Origin of the sequence: Streptomyces sp. BK79 (assembly GCF_044142145.1) — a bacterium.
GTDB lineage: Bacteria > Actinomycetota > Actinomycetes > Streptomycetales > Streptomycetaceae > Streptomyces.
The window spans coordinates 26,528-48,812 of the sequence record NZ_JBHVOC010000038.1 but is presented as its reverse complement, the minus strand read 5'-3'; the positions used below and the strand labels follow the sequence as shown (position 1 = coordinate 48,812).

Here is a 22,285-nt window from a genome sequence, read left to right as displayed (position 1 = left end):
CTTATGGGGTGCCGCTGCGGGGCGGCGCGACTGCCCGCCCCGGCGGCTATGCCCGGATGATCGCCAGGGCCTCGTCGCGCACCTTCGTCATCGTCGCCTCGTCGCGGGCCTCCGCGTTCAGGCGCAGGAGCGGTTCCGTGTTGGAGGGGCGGACGTTGAACCACCAGTCGGCCGAGGTGACGGTGAGGCCGTCCAGGTCGTCGAGGGTGACGCCGTCGCGGCCCTCGTACGCGGCCCGGAGGGCGGCGAGGCGGGCGGTCTGGTCGGCGACGGTGGAGTTGATCTCGCCGGAGCCGGCGTAGCGGTCGTACTGGGCGACCAGGGCGGACAGCGGGCCGTCCTGCTCGCCGAGGGCGGCCAGGACGTGGAGGGCCGCCAGCATGCCCGTGTCGGCGTTCCAGAAGTCGCGGAAGTAGTAGTGCGCGGAGTGCTCGCCGCCGAAGATGGCGCCGGTGCGGGCCATCTCGGCCTTGATGAAGGAGTGGCCCACGCGGGTGCGTTCCGGTGTGCCGCCGTTCTCCCTCACGACCTCCGGCACGGACCAGGAGGTGATCAGGTTGTGGATGACCGTGCCCTCGCCGCCGTTGCGGGCGAGTTCGCGGGCGGCCACCAGGGCGGTGACGGCGGACGGGGAGACCGGGTCGCCGTTCTGGTCGACGACGAAGCAGCGGTCGGCGTCGCCGTCGAAGGCGAGGCCGAGGTCGGCGCCCTCCTCGCGGACGCGCTTCTGCAGGTCGACGAGGTTGGCCGGGTCGAGCGGGTTGGCCTCGTGGTTGGGGAAGGTGCCGTCCAGTTCGAAGTACATCGGCACGAGGTCGAGGGGCAGGCCGGCGAAGACCGTGGGGACGGTGTGGCCGCCCATGCCGTTGCCCGCGTCGACGACGACCTTGAGGGGCCGGATGCCGGTGAGGTCGACGAGGGAACGCAGGTGGGCCGCGTAGTCGGCGAGCGTGTCGCGGCGGGTGACGGTGCCCGGCCGGGACGCCGGCTCCGGGGCGCCGGAGGTGCTCCACCGCTCCACGGACGCGCGGATCTCGGCGAGGCCGGTGTCCTGGCCGACGGGGGCGGCGCCCGCGCGGCACAGCTTGATGCCGTTGTACCGGGCGGGGTTGTGCGAGGCCGTGAACATGGCGCCCGGCAGGCCCAGCGCGCCGGAGGCGTAGTACAGCTGGTCGGTGGAGCACAGGCCGATCTCGGTGACGTCGGCGCCGCGGGCCGCCGCACCGCGCGCGAAGGCGCCGGACAGGCCCGGCGAGGAGGGCCGCATGTCGTGGCCGACCACGACGGCGCTCGCGCCGGTCAGCTCGACGAAGGCCGCGCCGAACAGCTCGGCCAGCGACTCGTCCCACTGGTCCGGGACCACTCCGCGTACGTCGTACGCCTTCACGATCTGTGACAGATCAGCAGTCACGGCCAACCTTCCTGGAAGTCCTGTCGGTGCCCACAAACTACCCGCAAGCACCGACAGCGCGCCGTGGGGTTCGGCGAAGGTCAGGGCAGCATCCAGCCCAGGACCGGCGTGGACTGCCCCACGACGATCAGGCACATCACCAGCAGCAGGCCGAGGCTCCAGGGCAGCACCTTGCGCAGCAGGTCGCCCTCGCGGCCCGCCAGCCCCACGGCCGCGCACGCGATGGTGAGGTTCTGCGGGGAGATCATCTTGCCGAGGACACCGCCGGAGCTGTTGGCGGCGGCGAGCAACTCGGGCGACAGACCCGACTCCCGCGCGGCGGTCACCTGGAGGGCGCCGAAGAGCGCGTTGGCGGAGGTGTCCGAGCCGGAGACGGCGACGCCGAACCAGCCGAGCACCGGCGACAGGAAGGCGAGGCCGGCACCGGCCGCCGCGACGAAGTGGCCGATGGTGGCGGCCTGCCCGGAGAGGTTCATGACGTAGGCGAGGGCCAGGACGGAGGTCACGGTGAGGATCGCGAACCGCAGTTCGTGCACGGTGGCGAGCCACTCCTTGACCGCCACGCGCGCGTGCACACCGAGAACGACGGCCGTGGCCAGCCCCGCGAGCAGCACGAGCGTGCCGCCGGTGGACACGAGCGGCAGGGAGAAGACGTTGCCGCCGACGGGGTTCCCCTCCGGGTCGGCGACGTCCAGGAGGGGCCAGTCGTACGTCTGGGTCGCCTTCGCCAGCCAGTCCTTGACCGCGGGGATCTGCGCGACGGAGAAGACGGCGACGATCAGGGCGTACGGCGCGTAGGCCCGCACCACTTCCCGGCGCGGATCGTCCTCGTCCAGTTCCTCGCTGCGTACGCCGGTCAGCACGGACGTCCGTACGGGTTCGGCGGCGGGACGGCGGGCCTGCGGGACGGCGACCAGGGCAGCGGCGCCCAGGAGGGCGGCGCCGATGTCGGCGAGCTGGGCGGAGACGTAGTTGGCGGCGGCGAACTGGGCGACGGCGAAGGCGACGCCGCAGGCCGTCGCGGGCACCCAGGTCTCGCGCAGCCCGCGCCTGCCGTCGACGAGCCAGACCAGCAGCAGCGGGACGACGAGGGCCAGCAGGGGTGTCTGACGGCCCACCACGGACGCGACGTCGTCCAGCGGCAGTCCGGTCACCTGGGCCAGCGTCACCACGGGGGTGCCCATCGCGCCGAAGGCGACCGGCGCGGTGTTGGCGACCAGCGACACGACCGCCGCGCGGACGGGGTCGAAGCCGAGCGCGACGAGCATGACCGAGCAGATCGCGACGGGCGCCCCGAACCCGGCGAGGGCCTCCAGCAGGGCGCCGAAGCAGAAGGCGACGACGAGGGCCTGGATGCGCGGGTCGTCGGAGAGCCGCCCGAAGGAGCGGCGCAGGATGTCGAAGTGCCGGGTGCGGACGGTCATCCGGTAGACCCACAGGGCGTTCACGACGATCCACAGGATGGGGAAGATCCCGAACAGGGCGCCCTGGACGGCGCTGGAAGCCGTCTGGTCCAGCGGCATGCCGTAGGCGAGCCAGGCGACGAGTACAGCCGCCAGGAGGCCCGTGAGGCCCGCCAGGTGCGCCTTCATGCGGACGCCGCCCAGCAGGACGAGGACGATCACCAGGGGCAGCGCCGCCACCAGGGCGGACAGGCCGAGCGAGCCGGCGACGGGTTCCAGTTCCTGCACGTACACGGGCGCCTCCCCGGTTTCCGCCATGCGAAAGCGATTTCTCGCGACTCCCGGAATGGTCGTGTCCGCGACAAGTGGACGTCAATGGGTGTGCGGGAACGGGACCGCGCCAAGGGGGCTTGAGGGGCCGCAGTGGCCTCAGTTGTCCGGCGAGCGCAGCACGCGGAGGTGGCCGCGGCGCGCGACCTCCATCGGGTCGGCCGTCCGCGGACCGCCGCCGGCCTCGGCCGCCCGCTCCTGGGGGCGGGCCGCCTCGCGCACCGCGTTGGCGAGCGCTTCCAGGTCGTCGCCGCTGGGGCGGGCCGGGGCCGAGCCGTCGAGCAGGCGGACGACCTCCCAGCCGCGCGGGGCGGTGAGGCGCTCGGAGTGCTCGGCGCACAGGTCGTAGCAGTGGGGTTCGGCGTAGGTGGCGAGCGGGCCGAGGACCGCGGTCGAGTCGGCGTAGACGTACGTCAGCGTCGCGACGGCGGGACGGCCGCAGGCGGTGCGCGAACAGCGACGTACAGGGCTCACGATGTTGGACGGTACCGCACTCTTGAGCGGGCCGCGACGACTCCCCACCAGGTCACACCACCGTGTCGTGGCGTGAAACGCATCACAGCCCCCTCCGGACACGCCTCGTCGACCTGCGCGGACGCCTGATTCCGGGATGCCGGACGGCCGCGGAAGCGGTCGCGAACCGCTACGAACAACGACATTTGCCTTGAGTTCGCCGGTCGCCGAGAGGTACGAAATCGAGCCCGACCTTGGCTGGAACGGTCATCCGGCGACATGCCGTACGCGGTGCCCGGCGCGGGCCCGGTGCGCGTGTGCGGTCCGGCGCGCGGACCCGGCGGGGACTACCCTTCAGCAGTGATGGACAACCCCGTGACGCCCCGTGATGCCGGCCGCCCAGGGCCCCGCCGTCGTGATCGCCACGGTCGGGGCATGCGCGGCCCGGTCGCGCCCCCGCAGGTGCCGCTCGCCGCGAGCCGCAGCGAGGTCTTCGCGGACCTGGTGCAGGACTCCGTCGAGCGGCTGGAGCGGCGCTGGCCGCAGCTCGCCGACATCGACTTCCTCGTCCTCGACGTGCCGCGGATGGGCGGCGGTCCCGGGTCCGGCGACGTGTGGGACGACGAGGCGGTGCCGCTCGGGGGCACGGTGTCGTCCAAGGACGGGCGTCGGGGGCGGGTGGTCGTGTACCGGCGGCCGGTCGAGATCCGGACCAAGGGGCGGGACGAGCGGGCGGCACTCGTGCACGAGGTGGTCGTCGAGCAGGTGGCGGAGTTGCTGGGGCTGACGCCGGAGACGGTGGATCCGCGGTACGGGGAGGACTGAGCGGGGAAGCGGGGTCGGTCCGCGCCGCGCGCGAGGGCAGGCGGCGTGGGCCCTCAGAGGGCGCGCGCTGGGCGCCCGGGGTGAGCGGGCCCGGCGTCGACGGGCCCGCGGCCGGGCGGCGGGGCTTCTTCTGGACGGGCAGCGACAGCGCTCACGCCGGGCGGGCAGGGCTTGCCCGCCCGGCATGCCTACCCGGGACGGCACGGCTCCCGAGGCGACAGGCTTCCCCGAGGCGGCAAGCTTCCCCGAGGCCGCGGGGCTCCCCGAGGCCGCGGGGCTTCCCGCGCGGCAGCTCCCCATGCGGCAGGGCTCCCCGCGCGGCAGGGCTTTTCCGGGCGGCTACCTCTGGAGTACCGACAGGTCCTGGTCCGCGTTCGGTACCGAGACCGTTCCCCGGTCGTCCGGGAGGGTCTGGACCGTGAAGGACGCCACGTCGTCGTCCTGGCCGGTCAGGGTGCGGGAGGCGTGGACCGGGCCGCCCGAGACCGTCTCGACCGTCAGGGCGTAGGACCCCTTGAGACCGGCCGGGACGGGTGCGTCGACGTCCTGGGTCGTGCCGCCCTTGAGCGTGTACGTCCTGGTCGCCGTCGTGCCCCCCTCGGTGCCCGCCGACGCCGTGACCTTGACCTTGGCGCCCTCCTCGGGGGCGGTCAGGGACAGCGTCGTGTGCTTGGCGCGGTTGTCCGCCGCCGTCGCGCGCGCCCCGAGCGGCTCGGTGGCCGGGATGAAGGCCGACTCCTGCTCACCGCCCTCGCCGCGTACGACCCGGACCGCCGCCACGACCGGCACGGAGCCGCCGGTCGGCGTCAGCACCAGCGACCCGGCCTCGCCGCGCGTCACCTCGCCGAGGTCGACCCCCGTCGTCATGCCCGCCTTGACGCGCACGGTCTCGTGCCCGGCGGGCGTGATCAGTCCGGACGGCGAGGCGAGCCGCACCTTCAGGTCGGCGTCGGTGCCGCCGGGTGTGAACAGCACCAGGCGCACGTCCTTGGCGTCCTTCGGGATGCCCGGCACCACGAGGCCGCTCGCCGGGGCCGCGGACGCCGTCAGCCAGTCGCCGCCGGTCTTGTCGTCGAGGGCCTGCACCGCGGCGCCGACCCGCCCGCTGCGCACGCCGACGTGCACGGTGACGTCGGTCTGCTCGACGTCGCTGAGCGTGGACAGCAGCAGGGACTCACTGGCGTGCGGCGGCACCGTGACGCCCTCCCCCACCGTGGACTTCAGGGCACCGTCCTTGCCGTACAGCTCGATGTCGACGACGGCCGCCGAGTCGTCGGGGTTCGTCAGGTGCACGTAGTCGGTGCGGTCGGCCGCCGTGCTGGCGCCGGGGAACCAGAACTCCGTGTCGGGGGCGGCGCAGGCGACGCCCTGCAGTCCGCGGCCCGTCCCGGCGGCGACCTCCGTGGTCTGCTGCACGGTCCAGCCGGGCGCGTGGCTGCCCTCCGCGATGCCGACCAGCGCGGGCGTGTCGGCGCCGGTGGTCTCGCCGGTGACCGGTGTGCCGGGCTTCCCGGGCCGCACGGCGGGCTTCTCGGCCTTCTCCTTCTGCTCGCCGGACTTCTCGGTGTCCGCGCCGGCCTGCCCCGTCGTCGCCGCCGTGAGTTCCGCCGCGCCCTTGTCGTCGGCGCCCTTCGTGACGGGCGTGAAGGAGGTGTACGTCGTCTCGGCGAGGTCGGAGGTGCTGGGCGCCGGGCACAGCAGGCTGGTGCGCTCCACCGGCAGCCGGGCGGCCGGCCGGGCGGTGTCCGCGCCGGTGGCGTCCGGTGTGGACACCGCCGCGAATCCGGTGACCGCGGCGAGCGCGGCCACGCCGGCGAACAGGGACAGGGTGGTGCGCTTCACTGCTGGCTCCCGTCGGGACGCTCACTGTCCGTGCCGTGGGGCCGGCGGGGCCGGGACGGGTCGTACGGCGTGTCGTCGTATCCGTCCTGGCCGTACGCCTGGCCGTAGGCGGGGTCGTAGCCGCCGCTCCCGGGCGGGGCGGACGGGTCGCCGTAGGCGTACGGGTCGTACTGACCCGCCCCGTACCGGCCGTTCTGCCCCTGCCCGCCGTGACCGCCCTGGGCGGCCTGGCCGTCCTGATAGGCGTCCGCCTGGTACGGGTCCCCCTGGTACTGCTGTTGCCCGTACCCGCCCTGGTCGTACTGCTGGGCGCCCTGGTAGGGGTCGTCGGCGTACGTGCCGTAGGAGCCGTACTCGGCACCGGTGTACGCCGCCGAGTCCCAGGCCCCGTACGCCGGCTGCGGCGGGACCGGGGCGGAGGGCTGCGCGGGCGGGTCGCCGGCCTCCCCGGACGCGTCCGGGGTCCCGGTGACGGGCTCGGCGGCCGCGGCGGCGTCGGCCTCCGCCTCGGCCTGCGCCCGCAGTCGCCGGGCGCGGCGGCCCTCGCCCTCGACGGCCTGCGCCGGGACGAGCGGCTCGTCGGGCAGGTCGTCGTCGACGTCACGGCGCCTGCCGGGCAGGGCGAGCACGACCAGGACGAGGCCGAGGAGTCCCTGGGCCCACAGCCAGGCGGTGTGGGTGAGGGGGTCGTCGTGGGTGAGGTCCAGCCTGCCGCCGGAGGCGGGGAGTTCGAAGCCCTGCGCCCAGCCGTCGACCGTGGTACGGGTGAGCGGCTTGCCGTCCAGGGTGGCGGTCCAGCCCTCGTCCGCGGTGTCGGCGAGGCGCAGGACACGGCCGTCGGGACCGGACGGGATCTCGGTGTGGATCTCGACGGGCCCGGCGGCGACGGGCTGCGGCTCCCCGCTGCCCGCACCGCTGCGCGCACCGCTGCCCCCGCTGCCCGAGCCGCCGCCGGGGACGATGGTCGCGCGCGCGACCTTCCGGTCGACCCGCCACAGCCCGCTGCCGTCCTGCTGGCTCAGCCGGCTCAGGCCGGGCGTGGCGTCCAGGACGCGGGTCACCTCGCGGGGCGCGCCCTGGTGGACGAGGACGTAGCGCACGGCGAAGCCGCCGAGCTGGTCGGCCTGGTCGGCGCCGGAACCGGCCACCAGGTTGGCGACGACCTTGTCGAGGCGGCTGTCCCCGCCGTGCCGGGCGGCCAGTTCCCCGTCGCCGAGGCGGGCCCCGGAGCCGCGGACCAGCATGTAGCGCACGTGGGCCGCGGAGTCGCTGTCGAGGACGAGGGTGCGGGCCTGGTCGCGGGTGCCGCTCTCCTCGGCGACGAACGCGGGCACCTGGACGGGGTCGCGTCGCTCCAGGGGTCCGTCGGCGCCGCCGATCATCCAGCCGCCGGCGGCGATCAGGGGGCCGACGGCCGAGGCGAGGGCGATCAGGGCGGCGACCGGCTGGCGCCAGCCGAAGCTCTGCTCGGCCACGCGCGAGCGTGCCCCGTCGGCGCCGAGGGTGGCGGCGGACAGGAGGGCGAGGCCGTAGACGAGAGTGGCGGGGCCGGCCCAGGCGGAGCGGTTGGCCAGGACGGCGAAGACCAGCGCGACCAGGGCGACGGCCCAGGCCGTGCGGATGGCCGGCTGCCGCTCCGAGCGCAGCAGGGCGGCGAGCGCGGCCAGGACGATGCCGATGAGGACCAGTCCGCCGACCGTGCCGGGGCCGCCGGGGCTGGCGCCGAGCAGGTCGAGGGCGGAGGCGGCCGAGGAGCCGTACTCCAGGCCCGCCTCGTCGAAGAAGCCGAAGGGCAGCAGCGACAGCGACCACGGCGCGAGGAGCAGCAGGGGGGTGCCGAGCTGGGCCAGGAAGCGCGGCCCGTAACCCGTGAGGTCGGTCCTGCGCAGGGCCAGGACGCCGACGCCCAGGAGCAGCGCGATGGGCCACACCACCGGGGTGAAGGCGGTGGTGATCGTGAGCAGCAGCGCGTACGCCCAGGTCGCGCGCCAGCTGCCGCGAGTGCCGGACGGGGCCGTCAGGCCGGCCGCCGCGACGCCCGCGCGCGCGATGAGCGGGAGCAGCACGGCGAGGACGGCGGTGCCGACGCGGCCGCCGGCGAGGGCGCCGGTGGCGGCGGGCAGGAAGGCGTAGGCGACGGCCGCCCACGCGCGCAGCAGCCGGGAGGGGACGAGCGGGCGCGAGGCGAAGTACGCGGTGACGCCGGCCAGGGGCACCGAGCAGACCAGCAGCAGGGTGACGGCGAGCTGGGTGGAGCCGAACAGGAGGGTGGCGAGGGTGGCGACGAACGCGAGGTAGGGCGGCGCGGAGGCGGTGCCGCCGGTGCCCACGGTGTGCCAGGCGTCCAGGTACCGCGACCACAGGTCGCCGGCACCGGCCGGGACGGGCAGCAGTGCGCCGCCCGCCAGGGTGCCGCCGCCGAACAGGGCGCGGCAGGCGGCGAGGGAGACGAGCAGCAGGACCAGGAAGAGTACCGGGCCGGGCTTGCGGGCGACGCGCTTGAGGCGGGCGAACTGCTCGATCTCCAGGAAGTCGGCGTCGTCGCCGCCGGGTCCGGACTCGATGGCCCCGCCGTGCCGTCCGGCGCCTGCGGCCGTCTCGGCGTCGGAGCTGCCGGCGAGGTTGCCCGCGACCTGCTCGACGGTGACGCGGATGGTCGCTCCGGGGGGCGGGAACAGGGCGCGCAGTTCGTCCTTCTCGATCTGCGGGCGGCCGCGTTCGCGCCGGCCGGCGAGGATGCGCTCGGGGCGCAGCAGGACGCCCAGCAGGCCCCGGATCTCGTCGACGGCCTGACCGGGGACCTTGCCGACGAGGTAGGCGAGGGTCCTCAGCAGGGTGCCGACGACGATGCGCAGCAGCACCCAGGGCAGCACGGCCGTACGGACGTTGACGAGGAGGGTGTGGACGGCGCCGGCCTTGTCCACCTTGTGCGGTGAGGCGGTGGTGCGGCCCGCGCAGTCGACGGCGCGGCGCTCGCGCGAGGCCGCCTCGGCGTGCCGCACGACCGCCTCGGGGGCGACGAGGACGCGCAGACCGGCGGCGTGCGCGCGCCAGCAGAGGTCGACGTCGTCGCGCATCAGGGGCAGCCGCCGGTCGAACCCGCCGAGCCGTTCGAAGACGTCACGCCGGATCAGCATCCCGGCGGTGGAAACGGACAGCACGGGCCGGACGTGGTCGTGCTGGCCCTGGTCCTGCTCGCGCCGGTCCAGGCCGGTCCAGCGGCGGCCGGAGTTGGCGATGGAGACGCCGACCTCCAGCAGTTGCCGGCGGTCGTACCAGCCGCGGAGCTTGGGGCCGACGACGGCCACGTCGTCCCGGCCGAGTTCGTACTCGGTGTCCACGACGCGCAGCAGCTCGGCGAGGGCGTCGGGTTCGGGGGCGCAGTCGTCGTGCAGCAGCCACAGCCACTGCACCGGCTCTCCGTGGGGAAGGTCCGGCAGGTCGTACGCGTCGTCGCGCCAGGTGCGCGTGACGGGGTCCCAGCCGCTGGGCCGCCTCAGGTACGACAGGTCGTCGGGGGTGAGGACGGGAGCGGTGCGGGCGGCCTCCTCGACGGCCTGGCCGAAGCCGGTGCGCCGGGCGAGGTGGAGCACGCGGTCGTCGCCGAGGGCGTCGGTGACCAGCCGGGCGGAGTCGTCGGCGCTGCCGGTGTCGGCGGCCACCGCGTACTGGACGGGGCGCTCCTGGCCGAGCAGCCCGGCGAGCGCGTCGGGCAGCCAGCGGGCTCCGTCGTGGGAGACGAGGACGGCGGTGACGACGTGACGCGGGAACTCAGGTGTGGCAGCGAGGTCTTGCTGGGCTGCCGTGTGGCTGTGCACGGACATCGAGGTACGGGCCCCGGTTCGGTGGACTGCGGTGGACGCCCGTGCCTGTTGGGGGTGGCGGGGCGTCTCGGACGAGCGCCCACACTATCGGCTGGGCAGGAGGACGGCCCGCCGCCTGTGGACAACTCACCCGCGACGGGCCGTTCGTGCCGTTCCTGCCGGTATGCACATGCGGAGGTGCGCCGTCCGGGGACGGCGGGCCGGGCCGGCGGTCAGACGGCGGCCTTCTTCAGCCGGCGGCGCTCCCGCTCGGACAGGCCGCCCCAGATACCGAAGCGCTCGTCGTTGGCGAGGGCGTACTCGAGGCACTCGGAGCGGACCTCGCAGGCGAGGCAGACCTTCTTGGCCTCCCGGGTGGAGCCGCCCTTCTCGGGGAAGAAGGACTCGGGGTCGGTCTGGGCGCACAGTGCGCGCTCCTGCCAGCCGAGCTCCTCGTCCGCGTCGTCGACCAGCAGTTGCTGCACCAGCTCGGTCATGTGCGCCCCTCGTCCGTCTTTCGCGTCCCCGTGATCCAGCCGTTACCGATTCCGGCTGAACGACACGAGTGAAATTACAAGTGTGCTGCTCCGGGCGAGTCAAGCCGAGATCTGCTATTGGGCCCCTTATTCACTCTGCGGAACCAAGGCAATGCGGAAAGTGTTCAAATCGGCATAAACCTTGACAGACCAAAGAGGCCGCAAGAGCACCCGCCCCCGCGCGGCGTCACCGCGGAGCCCGCGCAAGGAAGGACGCCCGGGCGTTCGATCCCGTTCCGATACACACGCCGAAGCGAACCTGATCACATTCGGATCACGGGATCGCAACGGGGGTTGTGCGCCCGGCTTGTGCGCCTTGTGTCCCGGAAGCGCCTGAGCAAACCTTTCGCCTGCGAGATGAACCGGATGAGGTGAACCATGTCCCACATAACGGGCATCGAGTTGACAGTGCTGGTGTGAACCGCTGTCCTTGTGGGCATGCTCGCGAACTTGGCACTCACCTCGACCCGCACCGCCGGGTCCCACGGTGCTGCCCGCGCTCGCTGTAGCTGTTGCCGCTGTTCCAGCTGTTGAGCCGACCGCGCTCCGGCTGTCCCGGGTCCACTCGGCCCGACCGTCTGTTCCCGCCCCACCCGGGCGCTCTTCGCCGTCCCTCCCCGCTCTCTTCCGCCGAGGAACCACTCCACCCATGAACAGCGACAGCGACCTCCAGATCGCCGGCGACATCCTCGAAGTCCCCCACCTCCTCCAGGCACCCCGCGAGCACCCGGCCACCGTCGCCGAGTTCGCCGGCCTGGCCCGCTCCCTCGCCGCCGACCGGTCGCAGTGGGAGCACCTCGTCCGCTACGACGCGACGACACGCTGGTACCACCGGCTGCGCACCGGCCCCGGCTACGAGGTCTGGCTGCTGTCCTGGCTGCCCGGCCAGGGCAGCGGACGCCACGACCACGGCCCCTCCTCGGGCGTGTGGACGGTCCTGGACGGCACCCTCACCGAGCACACGGAGCGCGGCACGCGCGCGCTGCGGGCGGGCAGGCAGCAGGTGTTCGCGCCGGGGTACGCGCACGAGGTGGTCAACGACGCGCTGGAGCCGGCGGTCAGCCTGCACGTCTACTACCCGGGTCTCACCACCATGCCCATGCACGCCCCCCAGTGCTCGGCCACCACCTCCCACGTCCCGGACGCCGGCGTGGTACCGGCGCGGTGACGACTGCCTGACGCCCTGTCGCACCCGCCTGCGAGACTGGGCCCATGCGCATTGTGGTTCTGGCAGGCGGCATCGGCGGTGCCCGGTTCCTGCGTGGTCTCAAGCAGGCCGCGCCGGACGCGGACATCACGGTCATCGGCAACACCGGGGACGACATCCACCTCTTCGGGCTGAAGGTCTGCCCGGACCTCGACACGGTGATGTACACCCTCGGCGGCGGCATCAACGAGGAGCAGGGCTGGGGGCGGGCGGACGAGACCTTCCACCTCAAGGAGGAGCTCGCGGCGTACGGCGTCGGACCCGAGTGGTTCGGCCTCGGCGACCGCGACTTCGCGACGCACATCGTGCGGACGCAGATGATCACCGCCGGGTATCCGCTCAGCGCGGTCACCCAGGCCCTGTGCGACCGCTGGAAGCCCGGCGTGCACCTGATCCCGATGACCGACGACCGCGTGGAGACCCACGTCGCCGTCGAGCTGGACGGTGAGCGCAAGGCGGTCCACTTCCAGGAGTACTGGGTACGGCTGCGGGCCTCGGTCCCCGCCGAGGCGGTCGTGCCGGTCGGCGCCGAGCGGGCCAAGCCGGCGCCCGGCGTGCTGGAGGCCATCGCGGAGGCGGACGTGATCCTCTTCCCGCCGTCCAACCCGGTCGTCTCGGTGGGCACCATCCTCGCGGTGCCCGGCATCCGGGAGGCGATCGCCGACGCCGGGGTGCCGGTGGTCGGCCTTTCCCCGATCGTCGGGGACGCGCCGGTGCGCGGGATGGCCGACAAGGTGCTCGCGGCGGTCGGCGTGGAGTCCACCGCCGCCGCGGTCGCCGAGCACTACGGCTCGGGCCTGCTCGACGGCTGGCTGGTCGACACGGTCGACGCGGACTCCGTCACCCGCGTGAAGGCGGCCGGCATCCTCTGCCGCGCCGTCCCGCTGATGATGACCGATCTCGACGCCACGGCGCGGATGGCCCACGAGGCGCTGACCCTGGCGGAGGAGGTGCGGGAGGCATGAGCGACGGCGTTCCCGGCCGCCGGGAGGGGTACCGGGTGTGGGCCGTCCCCGGCCTGCCCGAGGTCCAGCCGGGCGACGACCTGGCCAAGCTGATCGCGGCGGCCGAACCCTCGCTGGCCGACGGGGACGTGCTGATCGTCACCTCCAAGATCGTGTCCAAGGCCGAGGGCCGCGTCGTGCGGGCCGCCGACCGGGAGGCCGCGATCGACGCGGAGACCGTGCGGGTGGTGGCCCGGCGCGGCACGCTGCGCATCGTGGAGAACCGCCAGGGCCTGGTCATGGCGGCGGCCGGGGTCGACGCCTCCAACACGCCGTCGGGCACGGTGCTGCTGCTCCCCGAGGACCCGGACGCCTCCGCGCGGGGCATCCGGGAAGGGCTGCGCGACGCGCTGGGCGTGGACGTCGGCGTCGTCGTCACCGACACGTTCGGGCGGCCCTGGCGGGCCGGGCTGACGGACGTGGCGATCGGCGCCGCCGGCGTCCGGGTCCTCGACGACCTGCGCGGCGGCACCGACGCGCACGGCAATCCGCTCGGCGCCACCGTCGTGGCCACCGCCGACGAGCTGGCCGCCGCGGGCGACCTGGTCAAGGGGAAGGCCGCGGGGCTGCCCGTCGCCGTCGTGCGGGGACTGCCGCAGGTGGTGGCCGAGGGCGACGGCGAGGGCGCGCGGGCGATGGTGCGCGGCGCGCGCGACGACATGTTCCGGCTGGGCACGTCCGAGGCGGTACGCCAGGCGGTCACCCAGCGGCGTACGGTACGGGCCTTCACGGACGAGCCGGTCGATCCCGGCGCCGTGCGCCGCGCGGTGGCCGCGGCCGTGACCGCGCCGGCCCCGCACCACACCACGCCGTGGCGTTTCGTGCTGCTGGAGTCGGCCGGCTCCCGCACCCGGCTGCTGGACGCGATGCGGGACGCCTGGATCGCGGACCTGCGCCGGGACGGCAAGAGCGAGGAGTCGATCGCCAAGCGGGTCAGGCGCGGCGACGTGCTGCGGAACGCGCCGTACCTCGTCGTCCCCTGCCTGGTCATGGACGGCTCGCACACGTACGGGGACGCGCGGCGGGACGGGGCCGAGCGGGAGATGTTCGTGGTCGCCACCGGCGCCGGCGTGCAGAACCTGCTCGTCGCACTCGCCGGTGAGCGGCTGGGTTCCGCGTGGGTGTCCTCGACGATGTTCTGCCGGGACGTCGTACGGGAGACGCTGGGACTGCCCGCGGACTGGGACCCGATGGGCGCGGTCGCGGTCGGTCACCCGGCCGAGGAGCCCCGGGCACGGCCCGCGCGGGACGCGGAGGGCTTCATCGAGGTGCGGTGAGCCGGGTGGCCAAGCCTCTACCCTCGTAGGGACCTCTGCTCTCCTCCCCTCCCAAGGACCTCTCTCGTGGCCGGACGTTTCGCTCCCCGCCCCACGCCCGCCGTGGTGCGCGTAGGGGGGACCGGCGTACCCCGGCAGGCCGCCGCGCCGGGGAAGGTACGGGTGTACGTGCCGGACGGGCCGCTGGAGCTGGGGCTGGTGCTCGGGCCCCTGCGGCGCGGGCCCGGCGACCCGACCTACCGGACGATGCCGGACGGGTCGGTGTGGCGGGCCAGCCGCACGCCCGCCGGGCCGGGCACGCTGCACCTCACCGCGCGCGGCGGTGAGGTGCGGGGCGAGGCGTGGGGGCCGGGAGCGGAATGGCTGCTGGAGCGGCTGCCGCGGCTGCTGGGTGCCGACGACGACCCGTCCGCGTTCGTGCCGCGGCACCGGTTGCTGGCGCTGACCGGGCATCGGCGGCCGGGGCTGCGGCTGACGCGGACCGGGCTGGTGCTGGAGTCGCTGATCCCGTCGATCCTGGAGCAGAAGGTCACGACGCTGGAGGCGTACCAGGCGTGGCGGGTGCTCGTGCGGAAGTTCGGGGAGCCGGCGCCGGGGCCGGCGCCCGGGGGGATGTGTGTCATGCCGGGGGCACGGACGTGGGCGATGATCCCGTCCTGGGAGTGGCACCTGGCCGGCGTGGACGACAAGCGGGCGTCGACGGTCCTGCGGGCCGTGCGGGTCGCGGCGCGGCTGGAGGAGGCGGCCGGGATGGCGCCGGCGGCGGCGCAGGAGCGGCTGGAGCTGGTGTCCGGGATCGGGCCGTGGACGTCCGCGGAGACCGTGCAGCGCAGTCACGGGGCGCCGGACGCGGTGACGGTGGGGGATCTGCATCTGCCGGGGATCGTGGGGTTCGCGCTGGGCGGGGACCGGTACGCGGACGACTCCGTCATGCTGCGGTTGCTGGAGCCGTATGCCGGGCAGCGGCATCGGGCGGCTCGGCTGGTGCTGTTGAGTGGGCGGGTGCCGGGGAGGCGGGCGCCGCGGATGGCTCCGCGGGGGATCGAGCGGCTCTGACGGTTGCCGGGAGGGCCGGCGTGGGGGTGGGGCATTTGACGCGGCCCGGCGTGGGGGTGGGCCGGGGGTGGGGTCGCGGCCCGGCGTTGCGGGGTGCCTCCCCCACTCTCGGCTTCGCTCGAGCGGGGGGACCCCCACCGCCCACCCGTGCCGCCCCAGCGGCACGACTGCCCGCAGCTACGGGCGGCAGGCGACGGCCCGCAGCTGGGGAGGGCGGGGCAGGCGACGGCCCGCAGCGGGGGGCGGGGGTACCCGCCCCGCCGTCGGCGGGTTACGCGTCCGGGGAGAAGCGTAGGGCGGCTGGGGGGATGTGGGCGTCGCACCAGATGCGGGCGCCGGAGCGGAGTTCGTTGTCGGCGCCGATGACCGCGCCGTCGCCGATGACCGTGTCGGTGAGGACCGAGCGGGTGCCGACGCGGGCGCGGGTGCCGATGAGGGAGTCGGTGATGACCGCCCCCGGTTCGATGACCGCCCCCGGAAGGATCGTGCTGCCGAAGACCCGCGCGCCCTCCGCCACGAAGGCGCCCTCGCCGACCACCGTGCCGCCGGCCAGCTTGGCGTCGGGCGCGACCCGCGCCGTGGGCAGGACGAGGCGGTCCCCGCAGCGGCCCGGTATCGCCGGGGACGGGGCACGGCCCAGGACCAGGTCCGCCGAGCCGCGTACGAAGGCCGCCGGGGTGCCGAGGTCCAGCCAGTACGTGGAGTCGACCAGGCCCTGGAGGTGCGCCCCGGTGGCGAGGAGTTCCGGGAAGGTCTCTCGTTCGACCGAGACGGGGCGGCCCGCCGGGATCGTGTCGATGACCGAGCGCCGGAAGACGTACGCCCCCGCGTTGATCTGGTCGGTGACGATCTCCTCGGGGGTCTGCGGCTTCTCCAGGAAGGCGAGCACCCGGCCCGTGTCGTCCGTGGGGACCAGGCCGTACGCCCTCGGGTCGGTCACCTTCGTCAGGTGCAGCGAGACGTCCGCGCCCGTCGACTCGTGGGTGCGGACCAGCGCGCCGATGTCCAGGCCGGTCAGGATGTCGCCGTTGAAGATCAGGACCGGCTCGTCGGGTCCGGAGTGCAGCCGCGACGCCACGTTGCGGATCGCGCCGCCGGTGCCGAGCGGCTCCTCCTCCGTGACGTACTCGAGGTGGAGTCCCAGGGCCGAGCCGTCGCCGAAGTACGGCTCGAAGACCTCCGCCAGATAGCTCGTCGCGAGCACGATGTGCTCGACGCCCGCGGCCTTCGCCCGCGCCAGCTGATGCGTGAGGAACGGCACCCCCGCCGCCCTGACCATGGGCTTCGGCGTGTGCACCGTGAGCGGCCGCAGCCGCGTGCCCTTGCCGCCGACCAGGAGGATCGCTTCTGTCACCTGTCGTCTCTGCTTCCTGCCGGGACCGGCCGAACTGTCTTTCGGCGGGCCAGTGTATGCAGACCGTTCCCTGGTGCCTTCGTGGTCGTGCGGTGTCCCGCCCTCAGCGGCCCTGGTACTTCGCCGCCGTCGAGCGGGCCGTGCCGAGCTTGGAGTAAAGCTTCTTGCCGGGGCAACTGGTGGCGAAGCCGTCGCGATGACCGGAGATGACGTTCAGTCGTACGTTCTTGCCTTTTCGGTAGAGATTGCCACCGCCGGACTTCAGGTATGTCTTGCTCCGCGGATTCATGCCGTTCAGACCGAGCTTCCACGCCGTGAGCCGGGCGATCCCCTTCACCGCGGCCGACGACGGCTTCTTGGAGCCGTAGGTGCCGAGTACGGCGATGCCCATGCTGTTGGAGTTGAACCCCAGGGTGTGGGCACCCAGTACCGACTTGGACACGCCCCCGGCCCGTCCCTCGTAGATCTTTCCGCACTTGTCGACGAGGAAGTTGTAGCCGATGTCGCGCCAGCCCATGCTGTTGACGTGGTAGCGGTAGATACTGCGGATGACTGACGGCGCCTGCTTGCAGGTGTAGTTGTTGCCCGTGGCCGAGTGGTGCACGAAGGCCGCCTTGATCTTCTTCGTGTACACGAACTTCTTCTCGCGCAGCTTCTCGTCGGCGCCCCAGCCGCGGCGCGTGGTGATGCCGGGGCGGGGACCCACGTACGGCTTGCCCCGCAGCTGTGCCTCGGTCCGGTCGCGGCTCAGGGCCGGGATCTCGGTGGCGCCGACCGGGGCGAGGTCGGCGTTGGCGGCCCAGGCGGCGAAGGCTTCCGCGGACGCGGTGCTCATGTCGGTGGTGCGGGCACCCTCCTCCGTCGCCGGGGCGACGGTGGACGCGGTGCCCTCGCCGGGGTCGACGAGTTCCAGGCGCATGCCGGTGGGGAGCGGGGACGCGGCGGCGCGGGGAGGGACGGCGGCCCGGGTGCCGTCGGCGGCCCCGTGGGCTCCGGGCGCTCCGGCGGCACCGGGGCCTCCGGCGGCGCTCTCCGCCCGTACCCGTACCTCCACGCCGTCGGAGTCGCCCACCCACAGCGGGGCGGTGGCGCCGCGGACGCGGCCCGAGGTGCTCTCGGGGGTGCCGGGGTCGGCGGCGTGGTCGGCGTTGTGGGTCTCCAGTTCCTGCCAGCCGGACCAGGCGCCGGTGGCGGTGGCGCGGGTGCGGACCTGGACGTGGCCGTGGAGCTCGGTGGCCGGGTCGTCCCAGACGACACCGACCAGCGAGAACCGCCGTACGTCCCGGCGCGGCACGCCCTGTTGGGCGGCGCCCGGGGCGCGGTCGTCGGCCAGGGGGACGAGGGGCAACGACTGGGTGCCGCCGGGGGCGTACGCCGCGGACGGGGCCGACACGGCGGTGGCCGACGCGGACGCGGGCGGGGCGAGCGGGAGGGCCAGGGCCGCCGCGCACGTGACACCGATCGAGGAAGCAAGGAATCCACGCATGCCATTGATCGTGGACATCACCGGACAAATCTGTCCATCCGTGAACTGACGGGCCGTAGGGCGTTTTCGTCCGATCCGGTGGCCGGTCGGTACGCCGTACGCCCGGTGCGCGGCCGTGGGCCCGCGTACCCTTGCGCGGATGAACGCGACCGACCGCACCCCTGCCGACCTGCTGAGTTCCGCGCTCGCCGCGGACCCGGGACGCCCCCTGGTGACCTTCTACGACGACGCCACCGGCGAACGCGTCGAACTGTCCGTGGCCACCTTCGCCAATTGGGTGGCCAAGACCGCCAACCTCCTCCAGGACGAACTGTCCGTCGAACCCGGCGACCGGGTCGCCCTCCTGCTGCCCGCGCACTGGCAGACGGCGGTGTGGCTGCTGGCGTGCGCGTCGGTGGGAGTCGTCGCCGACGTGTCGGGGGACCCGGCGGCGGCCGACGTGGTCGTGAGCGGTCCGGAACCCGAGTCGCTGGAGGCGGCCAGGGCGTGTCCGGGGGCCCGGGTGGCGCTGGCGCTGCGGCCGCTCGGGGGGCGGTTCCTGCCCGCTCCCCCGGAGGGGTTCAGCGACTACGCGGTGGAAGTGCCGGGGCAGGGCGACCGGTTCGCGCCGTACGCGCCGGTGGACCCGGAGGCGCCCGCGCTGATCGTGGCCGGGCGGGAGTTCAGCGGGGCCGAGGTCGTGGAGCGGGCGCGCGCGGAGGCGTCGGGGCTGGGACTGACGGGGCCGGGGGCGCGGATCCTGTCGGGGCTGCCGTACGACACGTGGGAAGGGCTGAGCGCGGGCCTGTACGGGCCGTTGGCGAGCGGGGGGTCGGTCGTGCTGTGCCGGCACCTGGAGCAGGCGGCGGCGGGGGTCGTGGACCAGCGGATCGAGGCCGAGAGGGTGTCCGCGACGGCTCGTTGACCCGGGGCGGGTCCGACCCGCCCCCCCGTTCGGCCCAGCCCCGTTCCCCGCCCGGCGCCCGCCCGGGTCATGGTCGAAGGAGCGCACGGGAGCGGGACGGAGGGAGACGTGAGCGACGACGACGCGGGCACGCCCTCGAAGGTGCCCGGGCCCGGGGCGTCCGCGACCGGGGTCGGGCGGCGGCGGCGCCGCAGGCGGCGGCTGGGGTGTACGGGCGTGGCCGTCGCCGTCCTGGCCGCCGGTGCCGCGGGGGCCGGGTGGGCGGTGTACGCCAAGCTGTCCGGGAACATCACGGCGGACGAGGCGGCGGCCGCCGAACTCGCCCGGTACGAGAGGGAACGGCCCACCGCGCTGGTCCGCGGCGCGCAGAACGTGCTGCTGATCGGGTCGGACTCGCGGTCCGGCGACGGCAACGCGCGCTACGGGCGGGACAGCGGCACGGAGCGGTCGGACACCACGATCCTGCTGCATTTGGCGGCCGGCCGGGACAGCGCCACCGCGGTCTCCCTCCCCCGCGACCTCATGGTCGACGTGCCCGGCTGCCGCCGCCCCGACGGCTCGCGCACCGCGCCGGTGTTCGCGCAGTTCAACCACGCCTTCGCGGCGGGTGGTTCGGCGTGCACCATCCGTACGGCGGAGAAGCTGACCGGCGTCCGCGTCGACCACCACGTGGTCGTCGACTTCCAGGGCTTCAAGAAGCTGGTCGACGCGCTCGACGGCGTCGAGGTGTGCCTGCGCGAGCCGGTCGACGACAAGGCCGCGAAGCTGAAGCTGCCCGCGGGCCGGGTGACCCTCGACGGGGAGCAGGCGCTCGGTTACGTCCGCGCCCGCGAATCGCTCGGCGACGGCAGCGACACCGACCGGATGGACCGGCAGCAGCGCTTTCTGGGTGCGCTCGTCAGCAAGGTGCAGAGCAATGACGTACTGCTGAATCCGGTGAAGCTGTATCCCGTTCTGGACGCGGCGACTTCCTCCCTCACGACGGATCCGGATCTGGCGAGCCTGCGCGGTTTGTACGACCTGGTCCGGGGGCTGCGCGGCATTCCCACCGAACGCGTGCAATTCCTGACCGTTCCCAGGGAGTCGTACGCGGGCGACGCCAATCGTGACCAACTCGTGGAGCCCGACGCCGAGCGGCTGTTCACCCGTCTGCGGACGGACGAACCGGTGGCGGTCGAGGCCGCGCCGGAGCGGGACGCGCCCAAGAGCGCGGGAAAGTCCCCGGAACCCGGAACCGGTGATTCCCCGGCGCCGACCTTCAGCGGGAACACCGCCGCCGAGGACATCTGCGGGTAAAGCGCGTTCCAAAACCCCGCAAGGCTCGCCCGGGGCGGAGGCGGGATCGGACCCTGAAGTGCGGGAAGTTTCCAAGAAATGAGCCGGATTGCCCAGTTGTAAGCCCTGAGGAATGGGTCACTGACGTCGACCTGTACCGAACGGGCCGGTTAGTGTGAGCGCTCCGGTGTGCCCGCGGTCAGGAGTTTCTGCCCGGGGCCGGGCACCGAGCGAGCTGGACCGGGCGCCTTGAGGGGAGGGCGCCGCGTGGCCCCGACGGAGGATTCGGACAACCGTGGACGCGCAGAGCCGTGGGCGGGCGGAGCACATCGACCCCGCAGACCAGTGGGTACTCAATCCGGACACCGGTGAATACGAACTGCGACTGACCCCTTCCGCACCGCAGTCGACGCCGGTTCCCGGCCCCCGGGGCGCGTCGCGCGCCGGGTCGCGCGGTCGCGGCCGCGCCCCGCGGGCGTCCGGGTCCGCGCCCCCGGCCGCGCCGGACCGTGAGGTCCCCGCGCCCCGCCGGCGCCGTGCGGCACCCGAGGAGCCGCCGCCCGGGCGGCGCGGCCGGCGGCGGCCGGCGCAGAAGAAGTCGAAGGGCAAGAAGGCCCTGCTGTGGACCGGCGGCACCATGGCGTTCGTCGTGCTCGCCGCCTGTACCGCCGGTTACCTCTACCTGGAACACCTCAACGGCAACATCAAGTCCGTCGCCGACGACGGCGCGAGCACCGGTGGCTTCCAGAAGGACAGGGCGATCAACATCCTGCTGATCGGCACCGACAAGCGCACCGGCGCCGGCAACGAGGGCTACGGCGACGCCGGCAGCGCCGGTCACGCCGACACCACGATCCTGCTGCACGTCTCCAAGGACCGCTCCAACGCCACCGCGCTCAGCATCCCCCGCGACCTGATCGTCGACGTCCCCGACTGCCCGACCACGCAGGAGGACGGGACCAAGAAGATCATCCCCGGCTCCACCGGCGTCCGTTTCAACACCAGCCTCGGCCAGGACGGCCGTACGCCCAGCTGCACCATGCGCACGGTCACCGAGCTGACCGGGGTCACGCCGGACAACTTCATGGTGGCCGACTTCAACGCGGTCAAGACGCTCACCTCGGCGGTCGGAGGTGTCGAGGTGTGCCTGGCGAAGGCCATCGACGACCCCGACTCGCACCTGAAGCTGCCGGCGGGCAAGCACACCGTCGAGGGCGAGCAGGCCCTCGCCTTCGTCCGCACCCGGCACTCCGTCGGCCTCGGCGGCGACCTGAGCCGGATCGAGATCCAGCAGCAGTTCCTCAGCGCGCTGATGCGCAAGCTCAAGTCCAACGACACGCTCACCAGCCCCTCGAAGATGGTGAAGCTGGCCGAGGCGGCGACCGAGGCGCTCACCGTCGACTCCAAGCTGGACGACATCGGCAAACTGAAGGACCTCGGCCTGGAGCTGGGCAAGCTCAACACCAAGAACCTGACCTTCACCACGGTCCCGGTGGTCGACAACCCGGCCGAGAAGGTCCCGGTCACGGTCGTCCTCAAGGAAGGGCCCGCCCAGCAGGTCTTCGACATGATCCAGAGCGACGTCTCCTTCACCGAGGTCAAGAAGAAGGAGTCGGAGAAGGAGAAGAAGGAGAAGGCCGCCGTCGCCGCCCGCCTCGAGGGCGAGAAGGCCGACCCCTCCGAGGTCCGCGTCCGCGTCATGAACGGCGGCGCCGCGGCCGGCAGCGCCCAGGAGGAACTCCAGTACCTCCAGACCAGGGCCGGCGTCACCAAGTCCGAGAACGCGGGCAACGCCGACACGGAACTCGCCAGGACCACCCTCGAATACGCCCCCGACCAGGCCGACCAGGCCCGCGCCCTCGCCGAGATCCTCGGCCTGTCCGGCGCCGCCATGAAACCCGGCGAGAGCGTCACCAACGCCCAGGGCCTGCCCACCATGACCCTCACCCTCGGCAAGGACTTCAAGGGCCCCGGGATCAAACTCGACGCCGCCCCCGGCAAGACGCCCGAGGGCGTGCAGAAGTCCACGGCCGACAAGGTCGAGTGCGCGAAGTGACCTGACGGGTCCGGCACGCGTCTGACAGTACGGCGGTCCACGGGGCCCCGAAGACGACGGGGA

The 22,285-nt window shown here is 73.8% G+C and carries 16 protein-coding genes; 8 read left to right on the top strand and 8 right to left on the bottom strand.

The window, feature by feature from the left end:
• Positions 1-46: 46 nt before the first annotated feature.
• From ACFIF2_RS33930 to ACFIF2_RS33920, 3 genes are all read right to left on the bottom strand, one after another.
• Positions 47-1,411: a phosphomannomutase/phosphoglucomutase gene (locus ACFIF2_RS33930; RefSeq protein WP_395577129.1), complete on the bottom strand. Its 1,365-nt coding sequence runs from the start codon at positions 1,409-1,411 to the stop codon at positions 47-49.
• A gap of 80 nt (positions 1,412-1,491) precedes the next feature.
• Entirely contained in the window at positions 1,492-3,108 is a 1,617-nt protein-coding gene (locus tag ACFIF2_RS33925) for an L-lactate permease (protein WP_395577138.1), read from the bottom strand.
• 135 nt (positions 3,109-3,243) lie between these two features.
• Entirely contained in the window at positions 3,244-3,666 is a 423-nt protein-coding gene (locus tag ACFIF2_RS33920; protein ID WP_073729114.1) for a DUF3499 domain-containing protein, read from the bottom strand.
• Positions 3,667-3,960: 294 nt separating this feature from the next.
• Between ACFIF2_RS33920 and ACFIF2_RS33915 the strand changes: the two genes are divergently transcribed.
• Positions 3,961-4,422: a metallopeptidase family protein gene (locus tag ACFIF2_RS33915; protein WP_395577137.1), complete on the top strand. Its 462-nt coding sequence runs from the start codon at positions 3,961-3,963 to the stop codon at positions 4,420-4,422.
• A gap of 339 nt (positions 4,423-4,761) precedes the next feature.
• Here the strand turns inward: ACFIF2_RS33915 and ACFIF2_RS33910 are convergent, their stop codons facing one another.
• The 3 genes from ACFIF2_RS33910 to ACFIF2_RS33900 form a co-directional block, all read right to left on the bottom strand.
• The gene (locus tag ACFIF2_RS33910; RefSeq protein WP_395577128.1) at positions 4,762-6,264 is read right to left on the bottom strand and encodes a DUF5719 family protein; all 1,503 of its coding nucleotides are present in this window, start codon (positions 6,262-6,264) and stop codon (positions 4,762-4,764) included.
• Positions 6,261-10,088 carry a glycosyltransferase gene (locus ACFIF2_RS33905; protein WP_395577127.1) on the bottom strand — a complete coding sequence of 1,276 codons (3,828 nt, stop codon included), beginning with the start codon at positions 10,086-10,088 and terminating at the stop codon, positions 6,261-6,263. The genes ACFIF2_RS33910 and ACFIF2_RS33905 overlap by 4 nt, the downstream gene beginning before the upstream one ends.
• Before the next feature lie 212 nt (positions 10,089-10,300).
• On the bottom strand, positions 10,301-10,564 hold the full coding sequence (locus ACFIF2_RS33900) for a WhiB family transcriptional regulator (protein ID WP_003975777.1): 264 nt from the start codon (positions 10,562-10,564) through the stop codon (positions 10,301-10,303).
• Positions 10,565-11,252: 688 nt separating this feature from the next.
• Here ACFIF2_RS33900 and ACFIF2_RS33895 point away from each other — a divergent pair.
• The 4 genes from ACFIF2_RS33895 (at position 11,253) to ACFIF2_RS33880 (ending at position 15,147) form a co-directional block, all read left to right on the top strand.
• Complete coding sequence (locus ACFIF2_RS33895) at positions 11,253-11,771, top strand: cysteine dioxygenase (RefSeq protein ID WP_395577126.1); 519 nt, start codon at positions 11,253-11,255, stop codon at positions 11,769-11,771.
• A 44-nt stretch (positions 11,772-11,815) separates the two neighbouring features.
• Positions 11,816-12,775 carry a 2-phospho-L-lactate transferase gene (gene cofD, locus ACFIF2_RS33890; protein WP_395577125.1) on the top strand — a complete coding sequence of 320 codons (960 nt, stop codon included), beginning with the start codon at positions 11,816-11,818 and terminating at the stop codon, positions 12,773-12,775.
• Complete coding sequence (locus ACFIF2_RS33885; protein ID WP_395577124.1) at positions 12,772-14,091, top strand: coenzyme F420-0:L-glutamate ligase; 1,320 nt, start codon at positions 12,772-12,774, stop codon at positions 14,089-14,091. The genes cofD and ACFIF2_RS33885 overlap by 4 nt, the downstream gene beginning before the upstream one ends.
• 66 nt (positions 14,092-14,157) lie before the next feature.
• Positions 14,158-15,147 (top strand): DNA-3-methyladenine glycosylase family protein, encoded by a 990-nt coding sequence (locus ACFIF2_RS33880; RefSeq protein ID WP_395577123.1) that lies wholly within the window; start codon positions 14,158-14,160, stop codon positions 15,145-15,147.
• Positions 15,148-15,418: 271 nt separating this feature from the next.
• Here the strand turns inward: ACFIF2_RS33880 and ACFIF2_RS33875 are convergent, their stop codons facing one another.
• Complete coding sequence (locus ACFIF2_RS33875) at positions 15,419-16,501, bottom strand: sugar phosphate nucleotidyltransferase (RefSeq protein WP_395577122.1); 1,083 nt, start codon at positions 16,499-16,501, stop codon at positions 15,419-15,421.
• Between the two features lie 103 nt (positions 16,502-16,604).
• A complete protein-coding gene (locus ACFIF2_RS33870) occupies positions 16,605-17,987 on the bottom strand; it encodes a peptidoglycan recognition protein (RefSeq protein WP_395577121.1) in 1,383 nt (460 codons plus the stop codon).
• Positions 17,988-18,126: 139 nt separating this feature from the next.
• Between ACFIF2_RS33870 and ACFIF2_RS33865 the strand changes: the two genes are divergently transcribed.
• The 3 genes from ACFIF2_RS33865 (at position 18,127) to ACFIF2_RS33855 (ending at position 22,222) form a co-directional block, all read left to right on the top strand.
• Positions 18,127-18,891, top strand: coding sequence for a TIGR03089 family protein (locus ACFIF2_RS33865; protein ID WP_395577120.1), 765 nt, complete (start codon positions 18,127-18,129; stop codon positions 18,889-18,891).
• 69 nt (positions 18,892-18,960) lie between these two features.
• Positions 18,961-20,187: an LCP family protein gene (locus ACFIF2_RS33860; protein ID WP_395577119.1), complete on the top strand. Its 1,227-nt coding sequence runs from the start codon at positions 18,961-18,963 to the stop codon at positions 20,185-20,187.
• 274 nt (positions 20,188-20,461) lie between these two features.
• Positions 20,462-22,222, top strand: coding sequence for an LCP family protein (locus tag ACFIF2_RS33855; RefSeq protein ID WP_395577118.1), 1,761 nt, complete (start codon positions 20,462-20,464; stop codon positions 22,220-22,222).
• The last annotated feature ends 63 nt before the right edge of the window (positions 22,223-22,285 follow it).